The sequence below is a fragment of the Campylobacter sp. BCW_6460 genome, from assembly GCF_001762705.1.
In the GTDB taxonomy this organism is placed as follows: Bacteria; Campylobacterota; Campylobacteria; order Campylobacterales; family Campylobacteraceae; genus Campylobacter_D; species Campylobacter_D jejuni.
Map to the genome: position 1 here is coordinate 90,401 of NZ_MJXI01000041.1, position 15,030 is coordinate 105,430.

Genomic DNA, 15,030 nt, shown 5'->3' on the forward strand with positions numbered 1-15,030 from the left:
AATGCAAATTCCTAGCAAGTTAAAACCTTATTATGAAAATATAGCTTTTGAGCAAGAAGACTCAAAAATGATTATCAATTTAGGCCCTCAACACCCTTCAGCACATGGAAATTTACGTCTTATTTTAGAACTTGATGGAGAGCAAGTTGTAAAAGCACGTCCTTGTATAGGTTATATGCATCGTGGTATGGAAAAAATGGCTGAAAATATGATTTATCAAGAATTTATTCCTACTACTGATAGAATGGATTATATCGCCGCTTCAGCGAATAATTATGCTTATTGTGCAGCGGTTGAAAAGCTTTGTGGTTTAGAGATTCCACGCCGTGCAGCAGTCATACGCATGATACTTTTAGAATTAAACCGTATCGCATCGCATTTACTTTGGCTTGCCACTCATGCGCTTGATATTGGTGCGATGAGTGTGTTTTTATACTGCTTTAGAGAACGTGAATATGTTTTGGATTTGATAGAAAAGTATTGCGGTGCAAGGCTTACGCATTCTTCTATGAGAATAGGTGGGGTTATGCTTGATTTACCTGAGAATTATTTAGAAGAAATGCTTGCATTTTGCGATAAATTTCCAAATGATTTAAAAGATTATGAAGATCTTTTAGATGATAATAGAATTTGGCGTTTAAGAACTGAAAATGTAGGTGTGGTTACCAAAGAACAAGCCTTAAATTGGGGTTGTACAGGTGTGATGTTAAGAGGAAGCGGTATAAAATACGATATACGCAAAGAAGAGCCTTATTTGCTTTATAATGAAGTTGAATTTGGTGTGCCTTATGCTACGCAAGGGGATTCTTATGCAAGATATAAAGTTTATATGCAAGAATTTCGTGAAAGTTTAAAAATCCTTAGACAATGTGCCACGCTTTATAAAGATACTCCGCCTGAAATTTTAGCTACGCATCCTGAGTATGTAAGTGCTTCAAAGGAACAAATTTTAACGCAGAATTATTCCTTAATGCAGCATTTTGTTTTAATTACTCAAGGTTTAAAACCTCCTAAAGGCGAAGTTTATGTGCCTACTGAAAGTCCAAAAGGTGAGCTTGGCTTTTTTATCCATAGTGATGGTACAGGAAGACCTTATCGTTTAAAGGCTAGAACGCCTAGTTATTGGCATTGTGCGTTTTTTGAAGAAATGCTTGTAGGTACTTATTTGGCTGATGTTGTAGCCATTATGGGTAATGTAAATATAGTTTTAGGTGAGATAGATCGATGAAAAGAGTAGATTTAAGAAAAAGCAAAGAGCTTTTTGAAGATTTAGCACAAATCATAAAAGAAGCAAAACAAGGTGAGGTTTTAGTGGTGCTTTTTGAAATCGGCGATTTTTCTCCTGTTGAAAAAAGTTTTTCTTTTGTAAAAGAACAAGGTTGCGAGCTTTTAAATTCTTTGAAATTTAATCAAGTGGATTGGACTATTGTTATAAAAAAGGAGAGGGTATGATTTATGATAATGCTCTTTGTTTTTTAGATATGCCAAGCCTTAAAAACAAAAATTTATGTGAAAAAATAGGTGTAAATAGCATTAATATTTCTTGTTTGGAAGATAAAAATTTAAAAGCTAAATTTTACAAATGCGAAATTGCAAGTTTGAGTTTTGTTTTGGCCTTGCTTTGTAAATTAAGTGATGAAGGGCATTTTTGCGATTTAGATGAGGGATATTTAAGTGCTGAATCTTGTTTTGGAGAGGAAGAAGCAGGTGAAGTGCTTGCTTTTTTAAAAGAGGCTAAGTATTTAATTATAGATAAAAATATCCATTTTTATAAAGATAGCGAAAATATCAAATATTTTTTGAATTTCTTAAGCGTAAAATATGAATTAAAGATTTTAGATAGCGATGAAGAAGAATGCGATTTTAAAAAGGCAAAATTAAACACCTTAAAAGAACTAGATAATTATGATGGTTTAGTGCTTTTTAGAGCAAATTTGCAAGATAAAAATTTACATTGTTCAAGGCAATTTTTACAAATTGCAAAATGTAAAGATCAAAGTGAAGTTGAAATTTTGGCTAAAGATTTTAGTCTTAAAGCCAAGCTTTGTTTAGATGAAAATTTACAAGGCACCATAGCTTTTTTAAATTATGAAAACAATGGTTTTGATTTTACTCCAATTCGCATAAAGGAAGCAAAATGACAGTTAAGATTAATGGTATCGATTGCGCCTTTGAAGAAGGCGAATATATTTTAAATATAGCAAGAAGAAATGATATTTTTATCCCAGCGATTTGCTATCTTTCGGGCTGTAGTCCTACTTTGGCTTGTCGTATGTGTATGGTTGAAGCTGATGGTAAAAAGGTATATTCTTGCAATACTAAAGCAAAAGAGGGTATGGTTGTAGAAAGTGATTTGCAAAATCTTTGGGATGAAAGAAATGAGATCATGCAAGCTTATTGTATTAATCATCCTTTAGAATGTGGGGTTTGCGATAAATCAGGCGAGTGTGAATTGCAAAATTTCACTCATAAAAGTCGTGTAAATGTTCAAAAACATTGGATTAAAGACACGCATAAACCACATAAACATTGGGGAATGATTAATTATGATCCCGCGCTTTGCATAGTATGTGAGCGTTGTATTACAGTTTGTAAGGATAAAATCGGCGAAAGTGCTTTAAAGACTGTTCCTCGTGGCGGAGATAGTGTGGATAATAGCTTTAAAGAGAGCATGGGAAAAGATGCTTATGCGATTTGGACTAAATTTCAAAAAAGTTTGATAGGCCCTGCAAATGGCGATACGCTTGATTGTTCATTTTGTGGAGAATGTACAAGCGTGTGTCCAACAGGAGCTTTGATAGGTTCGAAATTTCAATACACTTCAAATATTTGGGAACTTAAAAGAATCCCTGCTTCAAATCCGCATTCAAGCGATTGTGAGTTGATGTATTATGATATTAAGCAAAGTGGTATTAGCAATCAAAAAGAAAAAATTTATCGTGTGAGTAATGATTTTGCCTTTGCGAGTTTAAATAAGGCTGCAAGATTTGCTTTTGATACGCAAAATGAATCAGATAAAGATGAAAAAGCCTTTGAAGAACTTGTGGAGCTTTTTGAGAAAAATGAAATTAAAAACATTAAATTTAATAGTTTTATTACCAATGAAGAAGCTTTGATTTTACAAAATTTAAAAAAGAAATTTAATCTTTCTTTGATCAATGAAGAAGCTTTGAAATTTAAAGAATTTTTACAAGAATTTATCGCTAATTCTGGCGAGTTTTATAGTGCTAATACTCAAGATATAACAAAAAGTGATTTTTTAGTTGTAGCTGGAATGCTTTTAAGATATGATGCTCCAACGCTTAGTTATAAAATCAATAATGCTTTAGTGATGAATAAAGGTTCAGGGCTTTATTTTCATCCTATGGAAGATGTGGGTATAGCAAAATATTCTAAAAATTTTATCCCGCACATTCATAAAAGTGGCGATGAAGAGCAAATTTTATATTTTTTACTTCAAAAATTTAGCCAAGATGAAGGTATTAAAACTCATTTAGCAGAGTTTTTTGTTAGCGAAAATAAAGAAATAGAAGAAAGTATCAACGAAGAAGTTGTAGAACAAGTCATAGAAAAAGATGAAGAAGGTAATGAAATCCAAAAAGAAGTAAAAAAAGTCGTACCTAAAAAAGTAAAAAAAATCATAGAAGTACAACGCTCTGTTTTTGCTAAAAATTTAGGCATAGATGAAGATAAATTAGAAGATTTATTGCTCAAAAAAGTAAATTTTACTCTTGTTATAGGGAGTGATTTTTATTTTCATAAAAATGCCAAAAAACTTGCTAAATTACTTGCTTTGATCCAAAATACCACTCCTTTTAAAGTCTTTTTAAATCCTACGCATACTAATACCTTAGGTGTGGCTATGATTTGTGATTTGGATAAAAACACACAAGAAGGCAAGACTTTAGGCTACAATGAAAAAGGTGATTTTAGTTTTTCTTATGAAGAGCATGCAAATTTAGCTAGTGCGAGTTTAAATCAGCAAGAAGGAACTTTTTTAAATTATGATAAAAGAGTGGTGCCAACTAACGCTGCTTTAGAATTTAAGGGATATTTTTTAAATGATTTAGCTAATGCTTTAGGTTTTGATGAGGAATATACTATAAATTATACTAAGAGACTCCCTATAAATAAAGGTTTTTCTCCGATTGATTTTGATCATTTAGACAATTTTTATACCAATGCAGGCGATTGTAAAAGGGGATATGAGCTTAATTTAGAATGTTTTAAACAAGTTGCTAAAAAAGAATTCGTCTCTCCAAATTTTGAAAATTTAAACCCAAAAGAAGATGAAATTTTGCTTTATAGTGCTAATCCTAGCTATCAATTTGGTAGATTTTCAAATCGTGCTAGTGCGATTAATGAAGCGATTTTTTTAGGTGTAAGTGAAAATTTAGCCAAAGAGAAAAATTTAAAAGATAAAGATCTTGTAAAACTTAAAATAAAAGATAAAGAGTTAAGCCTTAGTGTGCGTGTGGATAAGGATATAAAAAATGGAGCTTTCTTGCCGTATTTTGATGAAAAACTTGACACGCTAAGCTTTTTTGACGAAAGATTTGTTGTGGCGAATTTAGAAAAATTAGGAGCAAGCCATGAGTGATTTTGCTTTTTTTGCTTTAGAGGTTTTAATTAAATGTATTATTGTCATTGCAATATTTGCGAGTTTGGCAGGTCTTGCAACTTATGCTGAAAGAAAAGTTTTAGCTTATTTTCAAAGACGCATAGGGCCTGATATGGTAGGGCCTTTTGGGCTTATTCAACTTGTAGCTGATATGATAAAACTTTTTACCAAAGAAGATATAATCCCTTCAAATTCGCAAAAATTTATTTTTGCTATAGCACCTTTGATTTCTGCTATTTGTGCTTTTGTTTCTTTAGCAGTTATTCCTATGCTACCTGAATTTACTTTATTTGGAAGGGTGATTCAGCCTATAGTGGCAGATATCAATGTAGCTTTGCTTTTTGTCATCGGTACTTCAGGACTTTGCTTTTATGCGGTGTTTTTGGGTGGACTTGCAAGTAATAATAAATGGTCGATTTTAGGGGCTGCAAGAGGGCTTGTAGCGATTATTTCCTATGAAAGCGTAGGAGCTTTGGCTTTGATTGCTGTTGTAATGCTTGTAGGTTCTTTTTCTTTGGTGGATATTAACAATTATCAAAGCGATGGATTTTTTTCTTGGCTTATTTTTAAACAGCCCTTGGCTTTTGTACTTTTTATAATTGCTTTATTTATAGAGACTAATAGAACTCCGCTTTGTTTGACAGAAAATGATGCTGAAATTGTAGCGGGTTATGGAACGGAGTATTCGGGTTTAAGATGGGGCATGTTTTTCATAGGTGAATATACTTCTATGATAGCTGGAGCTATTTTGGTAACTCTTTTGTTTTTAGGAGGTTTTAATAGCTTTTGGATTATTCCTGGTTGGATTATGATGATAGTAAAATCAAGTTTTATTTTCTTTTGGTATTTTTGGGCAAGAGCTGCTTTTCCGCAATTGCGCCCAGATCAAGTGATGAAAATGTGCTATTTGATCTTAATCCCTTTAGCGGTTTTAAACCTTTTAATCACTGCTTTGGCAGTTCTTTTATAGGAGTTTAATATGAAAAATTATTATTTAGTGGATGAGAAAAGAAAAACTCCTGTTAGCGCTTGGGAGAAAATTTCACAAGCTTTGCATAGAAGCGTTAAGCTAGAGCTTTTTGTAGGACTTTTTGTGATGATGAGAGAATTACTTAAGAGAAATAATAGCGCTACGATTAAATATCCTTTTGAAAAGGTAAAGCTTGACAATCGTTACCGTGCTGTCCATCGTTTGATGCGTTTTATAGAAAGCGAAAACGAAAGATGTATAGGTTGTGGGCTTTGCGAAAAAATTTGCATTAGCAATTGTATTAGAATGGAAACTTCTTTAGATGAAAATGGGCGTAAAAAAGTAGGAAATTATAGTATTAATTTAGGGCGTTGTATTTATTGTGGTTTTTGTGCTGAGGTTTGCCCTGAACTTGCTATAGTACATGGAACAGAGTATGAAAATGCAGCTGAGCAAAGGTCTTATTTTGGCTATAAGCAAGATTTTTTAACTCCTATTGATAAGCTTAAAAATCAAGTTGAATTTGAAGGAGCAGGAAGTCTTAGAAAGGATGCAAATTTGTGGGTTAAAAAAACGCCAAATTATTATGATGTAATGCAAGAAAGAGAGAAAAATTTATGCACAGATGAACAATGCGTTTTGCCAAATTTAGCTTCACAAGGAGAAAATAAATGATAGAAAATTTGGCTTTTGTATTTTTTAGTGTAGTGGTTTTAGGCTTTTTTGGCATTGCGGTTTTAAGTAAAAATATGCTTTATTCTCTTTCGGCTTTAGCGGGTGGAATGGTGTTTTTATCGGGATTTTATTTTTTACTTGATGCAGAGTTTTTAGGCGTGATACAAATTATTGTTTATAGTGGAGCTGTACTTGGACTTTATAGTTTTGCGATGATGTTTTTTGATGCTTCTAAAGAATTTAAAGAACAACTTAAAGCTAAAAAAAGTTTTTTTACTTTGGTAGTTTTAAGTGCAATTTTACTTTTGGCCATGCTTATAGGTTTTAAATACCAAAATATCAGCACGGATTTGCCTTTAAATGATCCTGCTTTGTTTGATTTTAATAAACAACTGGCTTTAGCGATTTTTTCAAAATATCTTTTAGCTTTTGAATTTATAGCTATTTTGCTTTTGATTGCTTTAGTTTGTGCTATCACTCTTACTCATAAAGAGCTTACAAAGGAAAAACAATGATAGAAAAGTATTTTTTTGTCGCTATTTTAATGTTTGTTATAGGGCTTGTAGGGATTTTAAAAAGACAAAATCTCATTATGCTTTTTATTTCGAGTGAAATTTTATTAAATAGTGCTAATTTAGCCTTGGTAGCAGCTTCTAAAATGCACAATGATTTAAATGGACAGGTTTTTGCACTTTTTATCATGGGTGTAGCGGCTTGTGAAGTAGCTGTTGGTGTAGCTTTGTGTGTGCTTTGGTATAGAAGAAAAGGCACTTTAGAGTTAAAAAGTTTAAAAGAAGTGGAGGCTTAGTATGCAAAATTTGGCTTTGATTTCTCTTTTTAGTCCTTTTATAGCTTTTTTGTTTGCAAGTTGTTTTGCTTTGAGTGAGAAAAAACAATTTGTAGGGATAATTTGCTCACTTCTAATAGCTTTGAGTGCTTTTTGTTCTTTGTATTTGCTTTTTTGCAATGAAGCTTTTAATGTGAGTTTGTTTGAATGGTTTGCTGGAGTAAATTTTGGATTTGATATAGATGCTATTTCGCTTACTATGATGAGTGTTGTAGGTATTGTAGCTACTTGTGTGCATTTTTATAGTATTTTTTATATGGCTCATGATGAAGGTTTTAATAAATTTTTTGCTTATTTGGGGCTTTTTGTCTTTTCTATGCTTTTTTTAGTTATGAGTGATAATTTCTTAGGACTTTTTGTAGGTTGGGAAGGTGTTGGGCTTTGCTCTTGGTTGCTCATAGGTTTTTGGTATAAAAATAATACTTATTCTTTTGCGGCTAATGAAGCCTTTATTATGAATCGTATTGCGGATTTGGGTATGCTTTTAGGAATTTTTTGGCTTTATTTACAAGCAGGAACTTTAAAATATGATGAAGTTTTTTCCATGGCACAAAGCCTAGATCACAACGCTTTGATCTTAATCGCAACTTGTTTATTTATAGGGGCTATGGGAAAATCTGCACAATTTCCTTTTCACACTTGGCTTGCTGATGCTATGGCAGGGCCAACCCCTGTTTCTGCATTAATCCATGCAGCAACCATGGTAACAGCGGGGGTTTATTTGGTAATTCGTGCGAGTACGCTTTATGATTTAGTTCCTGAGGTTTCTTATATTATTGCCTTACTTGGAGCTTTTGTAGCGATTTTTGCAGCCTCTATGGCTTTGGTGGCTAGGGATTTAAAACGCATTATTGCTTATTCTACCTTATCGCAACTTGGATATATGTTTGTAGCTGCAGGACTTGGGGCTTATGGTATAGCTTTATTTCACTTAGCTACACATGCTTTTTTTAAATCTTTACTTTTTTTAGGTGCTGGAAATGTAATGCATGCTATGAATGATAAATTAGACATTAAAAAAATGGGTGGACTTTTTAAACCTTTAAAATTTACAGCTATTTTGATGTGTATAGGATCTTTAGCTTTAGCAGGAATTTATCCTTTTGCAGGATTTTTCTCTAAAGATTTGATTTTAGGATATTCTTTCATTTCTTTTCACCATGGTATTTTTTTGGTGCTTTTAATCGCAGCTTTTTTAACAGCATTTTATAGCTTTAGACTTTTAATGTTGGTATTTTTTACCCCTGCAAGACATGATGAACATCCACATGAAGCAAGTAAAATCGCACTTTTGGCTATGAGTCCTTTGATGGTTTTAGCTATTGTTGCAGGATTTTTTGAACATAGTTTTTTTGAATATTTAAGCACAAAATTAGTTTTTATCGATGCACAAAATCAAATTGTAATGATTAGTGCGAGTGTAGTAGCTATTTTGGGTGTAATTTTGGCTATTTTTGCTTATAAAAATTCTTGGTTTAAAGAAAGTATTGAAGAAAATAAAATTCACAAACTTTTAAGTAATGATTATTTTATTCCTAAATTCTATCATCAATTTATTGTTTCAAAATATGAAAGTTTATGTGCGATTTTAAAGCATTGTGATCTTTATATTTTTGATAGAATAGTTGAAAAAATTGCTTTGTATTCCCAAATTATTTCACAAAAAATGATTATGCCAAACAGCTTAAACTTAATGCTTAGATTTTTGGTGGCAGCTTTTGTGATTTTGTTGATTTTGGTATGGATGGTGTAAAATGCTAAATTATTTGATATTTTTTCCTTTAATTTCTGCTTTTGTGGTTTTGCTTTTAAATCGCGGAGGCGTTAAGGTTTTTAGCGTTGTTGTAAGTTTTATGATTTTGGCTTTAAGTTTGGATATTTTTGCGGATTTTTTACAAGGGGCAAGTTTTGATTATAATCTCTCTTTTAAAATTTTGAAATTTTTTAGCTTTCATGTAGGAGTAGACAGTATCGCACTTATATTGATGCTTTTAAGTTCTTTGATGATATTTTTAAGCTTTTTATTTTTAAAGCTGGAACAAAAAGCACTTGTATCTTGTATATTCTTTTTAGAATTTGCCATTATGGGACTTTTTAGTGCAAAAGATGGTTTGTTGTTTTATGTTTTTTGGGAATTTTCTCTTTTGCCTTTGCTTTATATTATGGGAGTTTATGGTAAAGATTTTAGAGCAGGGGTGAAATTTTTTATCTATGCTTTTGCGGGTTCAATTTTAATGCTTGTAGCATTGATTTATCAAGCTTATTTAAATTATCAACTTTTAAATATCTTCACTTTTGACTTGGAAATTTGGAAAAATAATGCCTCAGCAGTAAATTTCACAGAGCAACTTTTACTTTTTGGAGCATTTTTTATCGCTTTTGCTATCAAAGCTCCTTTATTTCCACTTCATACTTGGGCACCTAAGGTTTATGCAAATTCGCCTGTGCTTGTTTCTGTAATACTTGTAGTTTTTAAAATGGCTCCTTTTGGATTTTTACTTTTTTGTTTACCACTTTTTCCAGATGCGAGTGTGTATTTTATGCCTTTAATTGTAGCTTTATGCATAGTGAGTATCGTTTATAATGCTTTAATTGCTTATAGAGCAGAAAATATTAAAGAATTGATCGCTTATAGTTCTATTTCACATCTTGGTGTGATGATTTTGGGAATTTTTTCTTTAAATGCTTTGGGTATTAGTGGTGCGGTTTTTTATATGTTTGCACACGGTATTGTAACGGGAGCTTTATTTTTAATGGTTGAACTTTTACACCAAAGATATCATACTTATGATATTTCTTTTTACCATTCTTTGGCCAAAAAAGCACCTTTATTTTCAATTTTCTTTATGCTAATTTTACTTGCGAGTGTTTCTTTGCCTTTAACTGTTTCTTTTGTGGGAGAGTTTTTAATTCTTTTAGGTATAGCAAAGATTAATTTATTTTACGCTTTGTTGGCAGGTTTGGTGATTATTTTAGGAGCGATTTATATGTTTGCAGTATTTAGAAAAATATTTTTCATGCAAAAACAAAGCTTTATAGAGAGTTTTTCTTTACGCTTTAGAGAAATAGTAGCGCTTGTGTGTATTGTAGTAATGATTTTTGGACTAGGGCTTATGCCAAATATACTTTTAAAGCCGATACAAAAAGATGTGGATAATCTTATAAAAACAATGAATATTAGAGCTGTGGAGCAAAATACTTTAGATTTTTTATCTAAAATAGGAGAGGCAAATGTTAAATAATTTTTTAAATTTAGAACTTTTAAATATAAGCTTATCTTATCCATTTTTATTTTTAATTACAACTGCAATAGTTCTTTTGCTTTGCTCTGGTTTTTGGAAATTTCATCGATCGTTTTATATTGGCATAAGTTCTTTATCTTTAATTGTAAGTGCTTTTTTGATTTTAAATAATGCAAATGCTCAAGGTTTAGAAGCAAAAGCTTTTTTGGCTACTTTAAATAATGATATTGTTTCATTTTATGCTTCTTTGGTGATTTTGTGTTTTTCATTTTTATATCTTTTAATGCAAAAAGAAGAAAATCAAGGTGAATTTTATGCTTTATTTTTATTTATGATTGCATCTTTGCTTTTGATGGTTTCAAGCTCAAATTTAGTACTTATTTTTATAGGACTTGAAAGTTCTTCTTTGGCACTTTATACTTTAATAGCAATGCGTGGAAGTAATAATGCTATTTCAAGTGCGATAAAATACTTTAGTGTAGCGGCTGTAGGAGCTGGGTTTTTTGTTATGGCTGTAGCTTTTATTTATTTAAAAACAGGAACTTTAGATTTATCTGCTAATTTAGCGTTAAAAAATGAGTTTCAAAAAGATCCCATGCTTTTGGGTGCTGGAGTGATGATTTTCATTCTTTGTGCAATTAAGCTTTCTTTGGCGCCTTTTCATTTTTGGCTTAAAGACGTGTATTATGCAGCACATACAAATTTGGTTGCTTTTATTTCAGTTGTGCCAAAAGTTGCCATGTTGGTTGTGGTTATTCGTTTGTTTGATTTTTTAAATAATACAGGTTTTGAATATATCATAATAGTTCTAGCGATTTTTTCTATGCTTATAGGTGCTTTTGCGGCTCTAAGTCAAAACAATATCAAAAAAATGTTTGCTTATAGTTCTGTAGTGCATTCTTCTTTGGTTTTGGTAGCTTGTATTCCTTTATTAAAAGAACAAAATTTTGATGGAATTTTGCTTGCTATTTTTGGATATTGGACTTTATTTGCTTTTGCAAATTATGCTGTATTTATGATTTTAAGCAATTATGAGAATAATTCTTATGAGAGTTTAAATGGGCTTTTGGTTAAAAAACCTTTAATTGCTTTTTGCTTAAGCATTAGTGTGCTTTCTTTAGCAGGTATCCCGCCTTTTGGAGTGTTTTGGGGTAAATTTATGATTTTAAATACAGCAATTTTAAATGGATATTGGTATTTGGCGCTTTTTGTGGCTTTATCTTCTGTTATTATGCTTTATGCGTATTTAAAGATTTTAATTCATGCTTTATTTATGAAAAATGATAGGGTTCATAATATTAAGTTTAGTTTTATACAAAATTTTATTTTAGCTTTTTGTGTTTGTGTAAGCACTTTTGCTATATTGTTAATGTTATAAGAGTTTTGCTATAATTATTTTTATGAGAATATTATTTTTAATTTTATTAAGTTTTTTAAATGCTTTTGCTTTTGAGCTTGTTTTAAACACGGGTCGCGAAAATAATCAAGCTTTTGCAGTTTTACATGCGAGTAATGATTTAGAATTTACATGTCAAAAATTTATTACCGAAGCAAAAGTTCATTTTGAATGTGATATTGCAGGTATGGTTGATAATAAATTAAAAGATCAGAGTTTTTCTGCTTTTGATTTAAAATTTATACAAGAAGCTCAAAAAATTAAAATGATCATTTTGCCAAAAATGCAAGCAAGAATGTTTGACACTTCTCAAAATATTTATATAGATAAAGAACTCAGTTCATCAAGTTCGCATAAAAGTAAGGCTTTTACTTTTATTTTTACACCAGAACTAGTACGCGTTAAAGACTATGATGGACTTGATTTTAATATCAATTTTCCACATGAGAGTTTACCTTATGTTGGAGCTTTGGATTTAAATTCTGATCCTGTTGTCATCCCTCAAAGTGCAGATATTAATACTTATTTACGCATCAAAAAAGAATACGATAAGGCTAATTACAATCAAGTGGCGATTGATGCTCAAAATGCTATCAATAGATATCGTGGCAGTATTTTTACTAGTGAATTTATACTATATAAATTAAGAGCTCAAAATAAACTTTACACCCAAGATCCGAGCATGCGTGATCAACAAATTTTAGAAAAGATGATTGATGATGCTAAAAATTGGACGCGTACTTTTACAAGTGATAAAAATTTTTCAGAAGTTTTACATATAATGTTAAGAACTTATATCGCTTTAGCTCAGCGTGCTGATGTAGAGTATACAATGTCGATTTTGGATAATGAACAACCTAATAATTATTTTACTCAGTTATCAAAACTTGATTATGCAGACTATATTTATAATTTAAATGAAAAAGAAAAAGCTGTAAATATTTATGAAAATACTTATTTTAATACAAAAAATTTAGATTTAGCTGCAAGAGCAGCTATGAGTTTGGCAAAGAATTTGCTTTCAAATGGGCAAGTAAATAAAGCTATAGAGTATATTAATACTATTTTAAAAGCCAATCCTGAATATTTTGGAAAAGATATTCCAAGATCTTTAGAACTTGCTAAATTATTTAATCAAAAAGGACAATTTGATATAAGTGCAAGTATTTATGAAGACGCCTTTGCTAAAATGTCCAAGCTTGATCCAAGTTATGAAGAAACTTTAAAAGATTTAGCCTTAGTTTTATCACATACTAACAGATCTAGTGATGCTAAAAAATACCTTGATTTGTATATGGATGATTATATAGATGGCAGGTATTTAGATGAAATCAAAAAAGCAAGTGATGAGGTATTCTTTGCTTTAGGTGATAATAATGCAAGCTTTTTGCATCAGCGTTATACAGATTTAATGAAGCAATATGCAAATAAAGATGAGAATATTGCAAATAAGGCTTTAGATGAAGATGTTGCACTTTATTATAAAGAGGGAAATTTCAGTGCGATTTTAGCTTATAAAGATCTTATAGAAAGTAAAAAAATTCCAAATGCTACTCAATTTTTAGAGAAAGCAGCTGTTAATGATTTAAAAAATGCGATAAAAGCTGATAATTGTATCAATGCTGCAAATATTTTTATGCGTTTTAGCGCTTATGATATAGGTCAGAAAATTGAGAATAAAAAACAAATGTTAGCTTGTCTTATCAGAACTTCTAATGTTGAACAAGCACTTGATTATATAGATAAAAATTATAATGAAGATTCTATATTTTATAGTCTTCAAAAAGCATCTATTCTTTTTGATAATAAACAATATTCTCAGGTGATCAAAATTTCTAAAGATATAGCTAATTCTAGAATTTTAAAAAGCGATGATGAGAATTTTAAGGCTTATTATTTGCAATTTTTGTCTTTGTTGCGTTTAAATGACTACAATCAAGCCATTAAAATTTTGCAAATTTTAGAAAGTTTTCCAATGAATTTTAGTATGGTAGAAGCTTATGATGCTTTACTTTCTTATGCTAATGATCATAATATGCAAACAACTATTTTAACTTACGCACCTAAGGCCATTGACTATCAAAATTTTAAAGGTATAAACCTTTTTAGTCCTAATTTAGAATTTATGTATCTTGATGCTTTGGCTAAAATCAATAAAAATGAAGAAAGTTTAGCTGTTTTAACAGATTTGCTTAAATTAAAACTTTCAGATGAGGATAAGGCAAGAGCTTTATATATCCAAGCTTTAACTTATGAAAGAATGCAAAATATCCAAGCTGAAAAAGAAAGTTTAAAACAATGTCTTGAAATCAAAGGTGTTTCAAATTGGCAGAATTTATGTAAGAGTAAAAATCAAATTTTAAATCAATAAGTAAATTTAGAGATGACTAGCTTTTTAGCTAGTTATCTAAGATTAAAACCTCTTCTTCTTAACATCTTCTAAGATATTATTAGCTATATCACTTACTGTACTAGAAATAATAGCTGATTCATTAGCAATTTCAACATTATCTTTAGTAGTTTGATCAATTTGTGCTACGCTATCATTGATTTGAGTAATACCTGCAGTTTGTTCTTTAATACTTTCTGCCATATCATTGATAGATTGAACAAGTAAATTAGTATTAGCTTCTATTTCAGATAAAGACTTTTGAGTTCTCTCAGCTAGTTTTCTAACTTCATCAGCTACCACTGCAAAGCCTCTACCATGTTCTCCAGCACGAGCTGCTTCAATAGCTGCATTTAAAGCTAGAAGATTGATTTGATCTGCAATATCACCTATGATACCTGTAACATTTTTAATCTCTTCAGATTGAGTGATAACATCACTAGTTTTAACTGAAACATTTTGCATAGAAGAAGTGATCTCTTCTAAAGCTGCTGCAGTTTCTTCTAAAGATTGAGCTTGAGAATTTGAAGAAGTGGTTAAGCTTTGAACAGCAGTTTGTAATTTTCCACTTTCATTAGCTAAAGCATTAGCAAAGTCTGAACTTTGTTTTAGCATTTTAACTATTTCATCACCTAAAGCATTAGTAGTTAATTCAACACTTCCTGAAGCATTAGAGATTTTATTTCTAAAATCTAAGTTTTTATATTCTTCAAATATTTTATGAATAACATTCATATCAGAACCTACTCTAGCTTGTAAAACATCAAGAAGTTTATTTAGAACATTTTTAAGTTCAATAAGTTGTGGGTTTCTTGGATTAGCAGTAATTCTTGCTGTTAGATTACCACCTTCTACAACTGATACGGTTTGAACTGATTCTTTAACGGCTT

At 30.8% G+C, this 15,030-nt stretch carries 13 protein-coding genes; 12 read left to right on the plus strand and 1 reads right to left on the minus strand.

Annotated elements, in window-relative coordinates:
• Nucleotide 1: 1 nt before the first annotated feature.
• Genes nuoD through AJ881_RS09100 form a run of 12 tightly spaced genes read left to right on the plus strand, consistent with a single transcriptional unit; the run spans nucleotide 2 to nucleotide 14,122 of the window.
• Entirely contained in the window at nucleotides 2-1,228 is a 1,227-nt protein-coding gene (gene nuoD / locus AJ881_RS09045) for an NADH dehydrogenase (quinone) subunit D (RefSeq protein WP_002862216.1), read from the plus strand.
• The gene (locus AJ881_RS09050) at nucleotides 1,225-1,452 is read left to right on the plus strand and encodes an NADH-ubiquinone oxidoreductase subunit E family protein (RefSeq protein ID WP_052949807.1); all 228 of its coding nucleotides are present in this window, start codon (nucleotides 1,225-1,227) and stop codon (nucleotides 1,450-1,452) included. Before nuoD ends, AJ881_RS09050 begins: the two co-directional genes overlap by 4 nt.
• The gene (locus AJ881_RS09055) at nucleotides 1,449-2,141 is read left to right on the plus strand and encodes an NADH dehydrogenase (RefSeq protein ID WP_070283249.1); all 693 of its coding nucleotides are present in this window, start codon (nucleotides 1,449-1,451) and stop codon (nucleotides 2,139-2,141) included. The genes AJ881_RS09050 and AJ881_RS09055 overlap by 4 nt, the downstream gene beginning before the upstream one ends.
• Nucleotides 2,138-4,600 carry an NADH-quinone oxidoreductase subunit G gene (locus AJ881_RS09060; RefSeq protein ID WP_070283248.1) on the plus strand — a complete coding sequence of 821 codons (2,463 nt, stop codon included), beginning with the start codon at nucleotides 2,138-2,140 and terminating at the stop codon, nucleotides 4,598-4,600. Before AJ881_RS09055 ends, AJ881_RS09060 begins: the two co-directional genes overlap by 4 nt.
• Nucleotides 4,593-5,591 (plus strand): NADH-quinone oxidoreductase subunit NuoH, encoded by a 999-nt coding sequence (gene nuoH, locus AJ881_RS09065; protein WP_070283247.1) that lies wholly within the window; start codon nucleotides 4,593-4,595, stop codon nucleotides 5,589-5,591. The genes AJ881_RS09060 and nuoH overlap by 8 nt, the downstream gene beginning before the upstream one ends.
• 9 nt (nucleotides 5,592-5,600) lie before the next feature.
• On the plus strand, nucleotides 5,601-6,266 hold the full coding sequence (gene nuoI, locus AJ881_RS09070; protein ID WP_070242979.1) for an NADH-quinone oxidoreductase subunit NuoI: 666 nt from the start codon (nucleotides 5,601-5,603) through the stop codon (nucleotides 6,264-6,266).
• Nucleotides 6,263-6,781 carry an NADH-quinone oxidoreductase subunit J gene (locus AJ881_RS09075; RefSeq protein WP_002856161.1) on the plus strand — a complete coding sequence of 173 codons (519 nt, stop codon included), beginning with the start codon at nucleotides 6,263-6,265 and terminating at the stop codon, nucleotides 6,779-6,781. The genes nuoI and AJ881_RS09075 overlap by 4 nt, the downstream gene beginning before the upstream one ends.
• The gene (gene nuoK, locus AJ881_RS09080; RefSeq protein ID WP_002851490.1) at nucleotides 6,778-7,074 is read left to right on the plus strand and encodes an NADH-quinone oxidoreductase subunit NuoK; all 297 of its coding nucleotides are present in this window, start codon (nucleotides 6,778-6,780) and stop codon (nucleotides 7,072-7,074) included. Before AJ881_RS09075 ends, nuoK begins: the two co-directional genes overlap by 4 nt.
• A 1-nt stretch (nucleotide 7,075) precedes the next feature.
• Nucleotides 7,076-8,866, plus strand: a complete 1,791-nt coding sequence (gene nuoL / locus AJ881_RS09085; protein WP_070252391.1) for an NADH-quinone oxidoreductase subunit L — start codon at nucleotides 7,076-7,078, stop codon at nucleotides 8,864-8,866.
• Nucleotide 8,867: 1 nt separating this feature from the next.
• On the plus strand, nucleotides 8,868-10,355 hold the full coding sequence (locus AJ881_RS09090; protein WP_070283246.1) for an NADH-quinone oxidoreductase subunit M: 1,488 nt from the start codon (nucleotides 8,868-8,870) through the stop codon (nucleotides 10,353-10,355).
• Nucleotides 10,345-11,733 carry an NADH-quinone oxidoreductase subunit N gene (locus tag AJ881_RS09095; protein ID WP_070283245.1) on the plus strand — a complete coding sequence of 463 codons (1,389 nt, stop codon included), beginning with the start codon at nucleotides 10,345-10,347 and terminating at the stop codon, nucleotides 11,731-11,733. Before AJ881_RS09090 ends, AJ881_RS09095 begins: the two co-directional genes overlap by 11 nt.
• Nucleotides 11,734-11,755: 22 nt before the next feature.
• Complete coding sequence (locus AJ881_RS09100) at nucleotides 11,756-14,122, plus strand: tetratricopeptide repeat protein (protein ID WP_070283244.1); 2,367 nt, start codon at nucleotides 11,756-11,758, stop codon at nucleotides 14,120-14,122.
• Nucleotides 14,123-14,164: 42 nt separating this feature from the next.
• On the opposite strand, the gene AJ881_RS09105 is transcribed toward AJ881_RS09100, so the two are convergent.
• Nucleotides 14,165-15,030, minus strand: an 866-nt coding sequence (locus tag AJ881_RS09105; RefSeq protein ID WP_261660185.1) for a methyl-accepting chemotaxis protein, incomplete at its 5' end; no start/stop codon positions are given.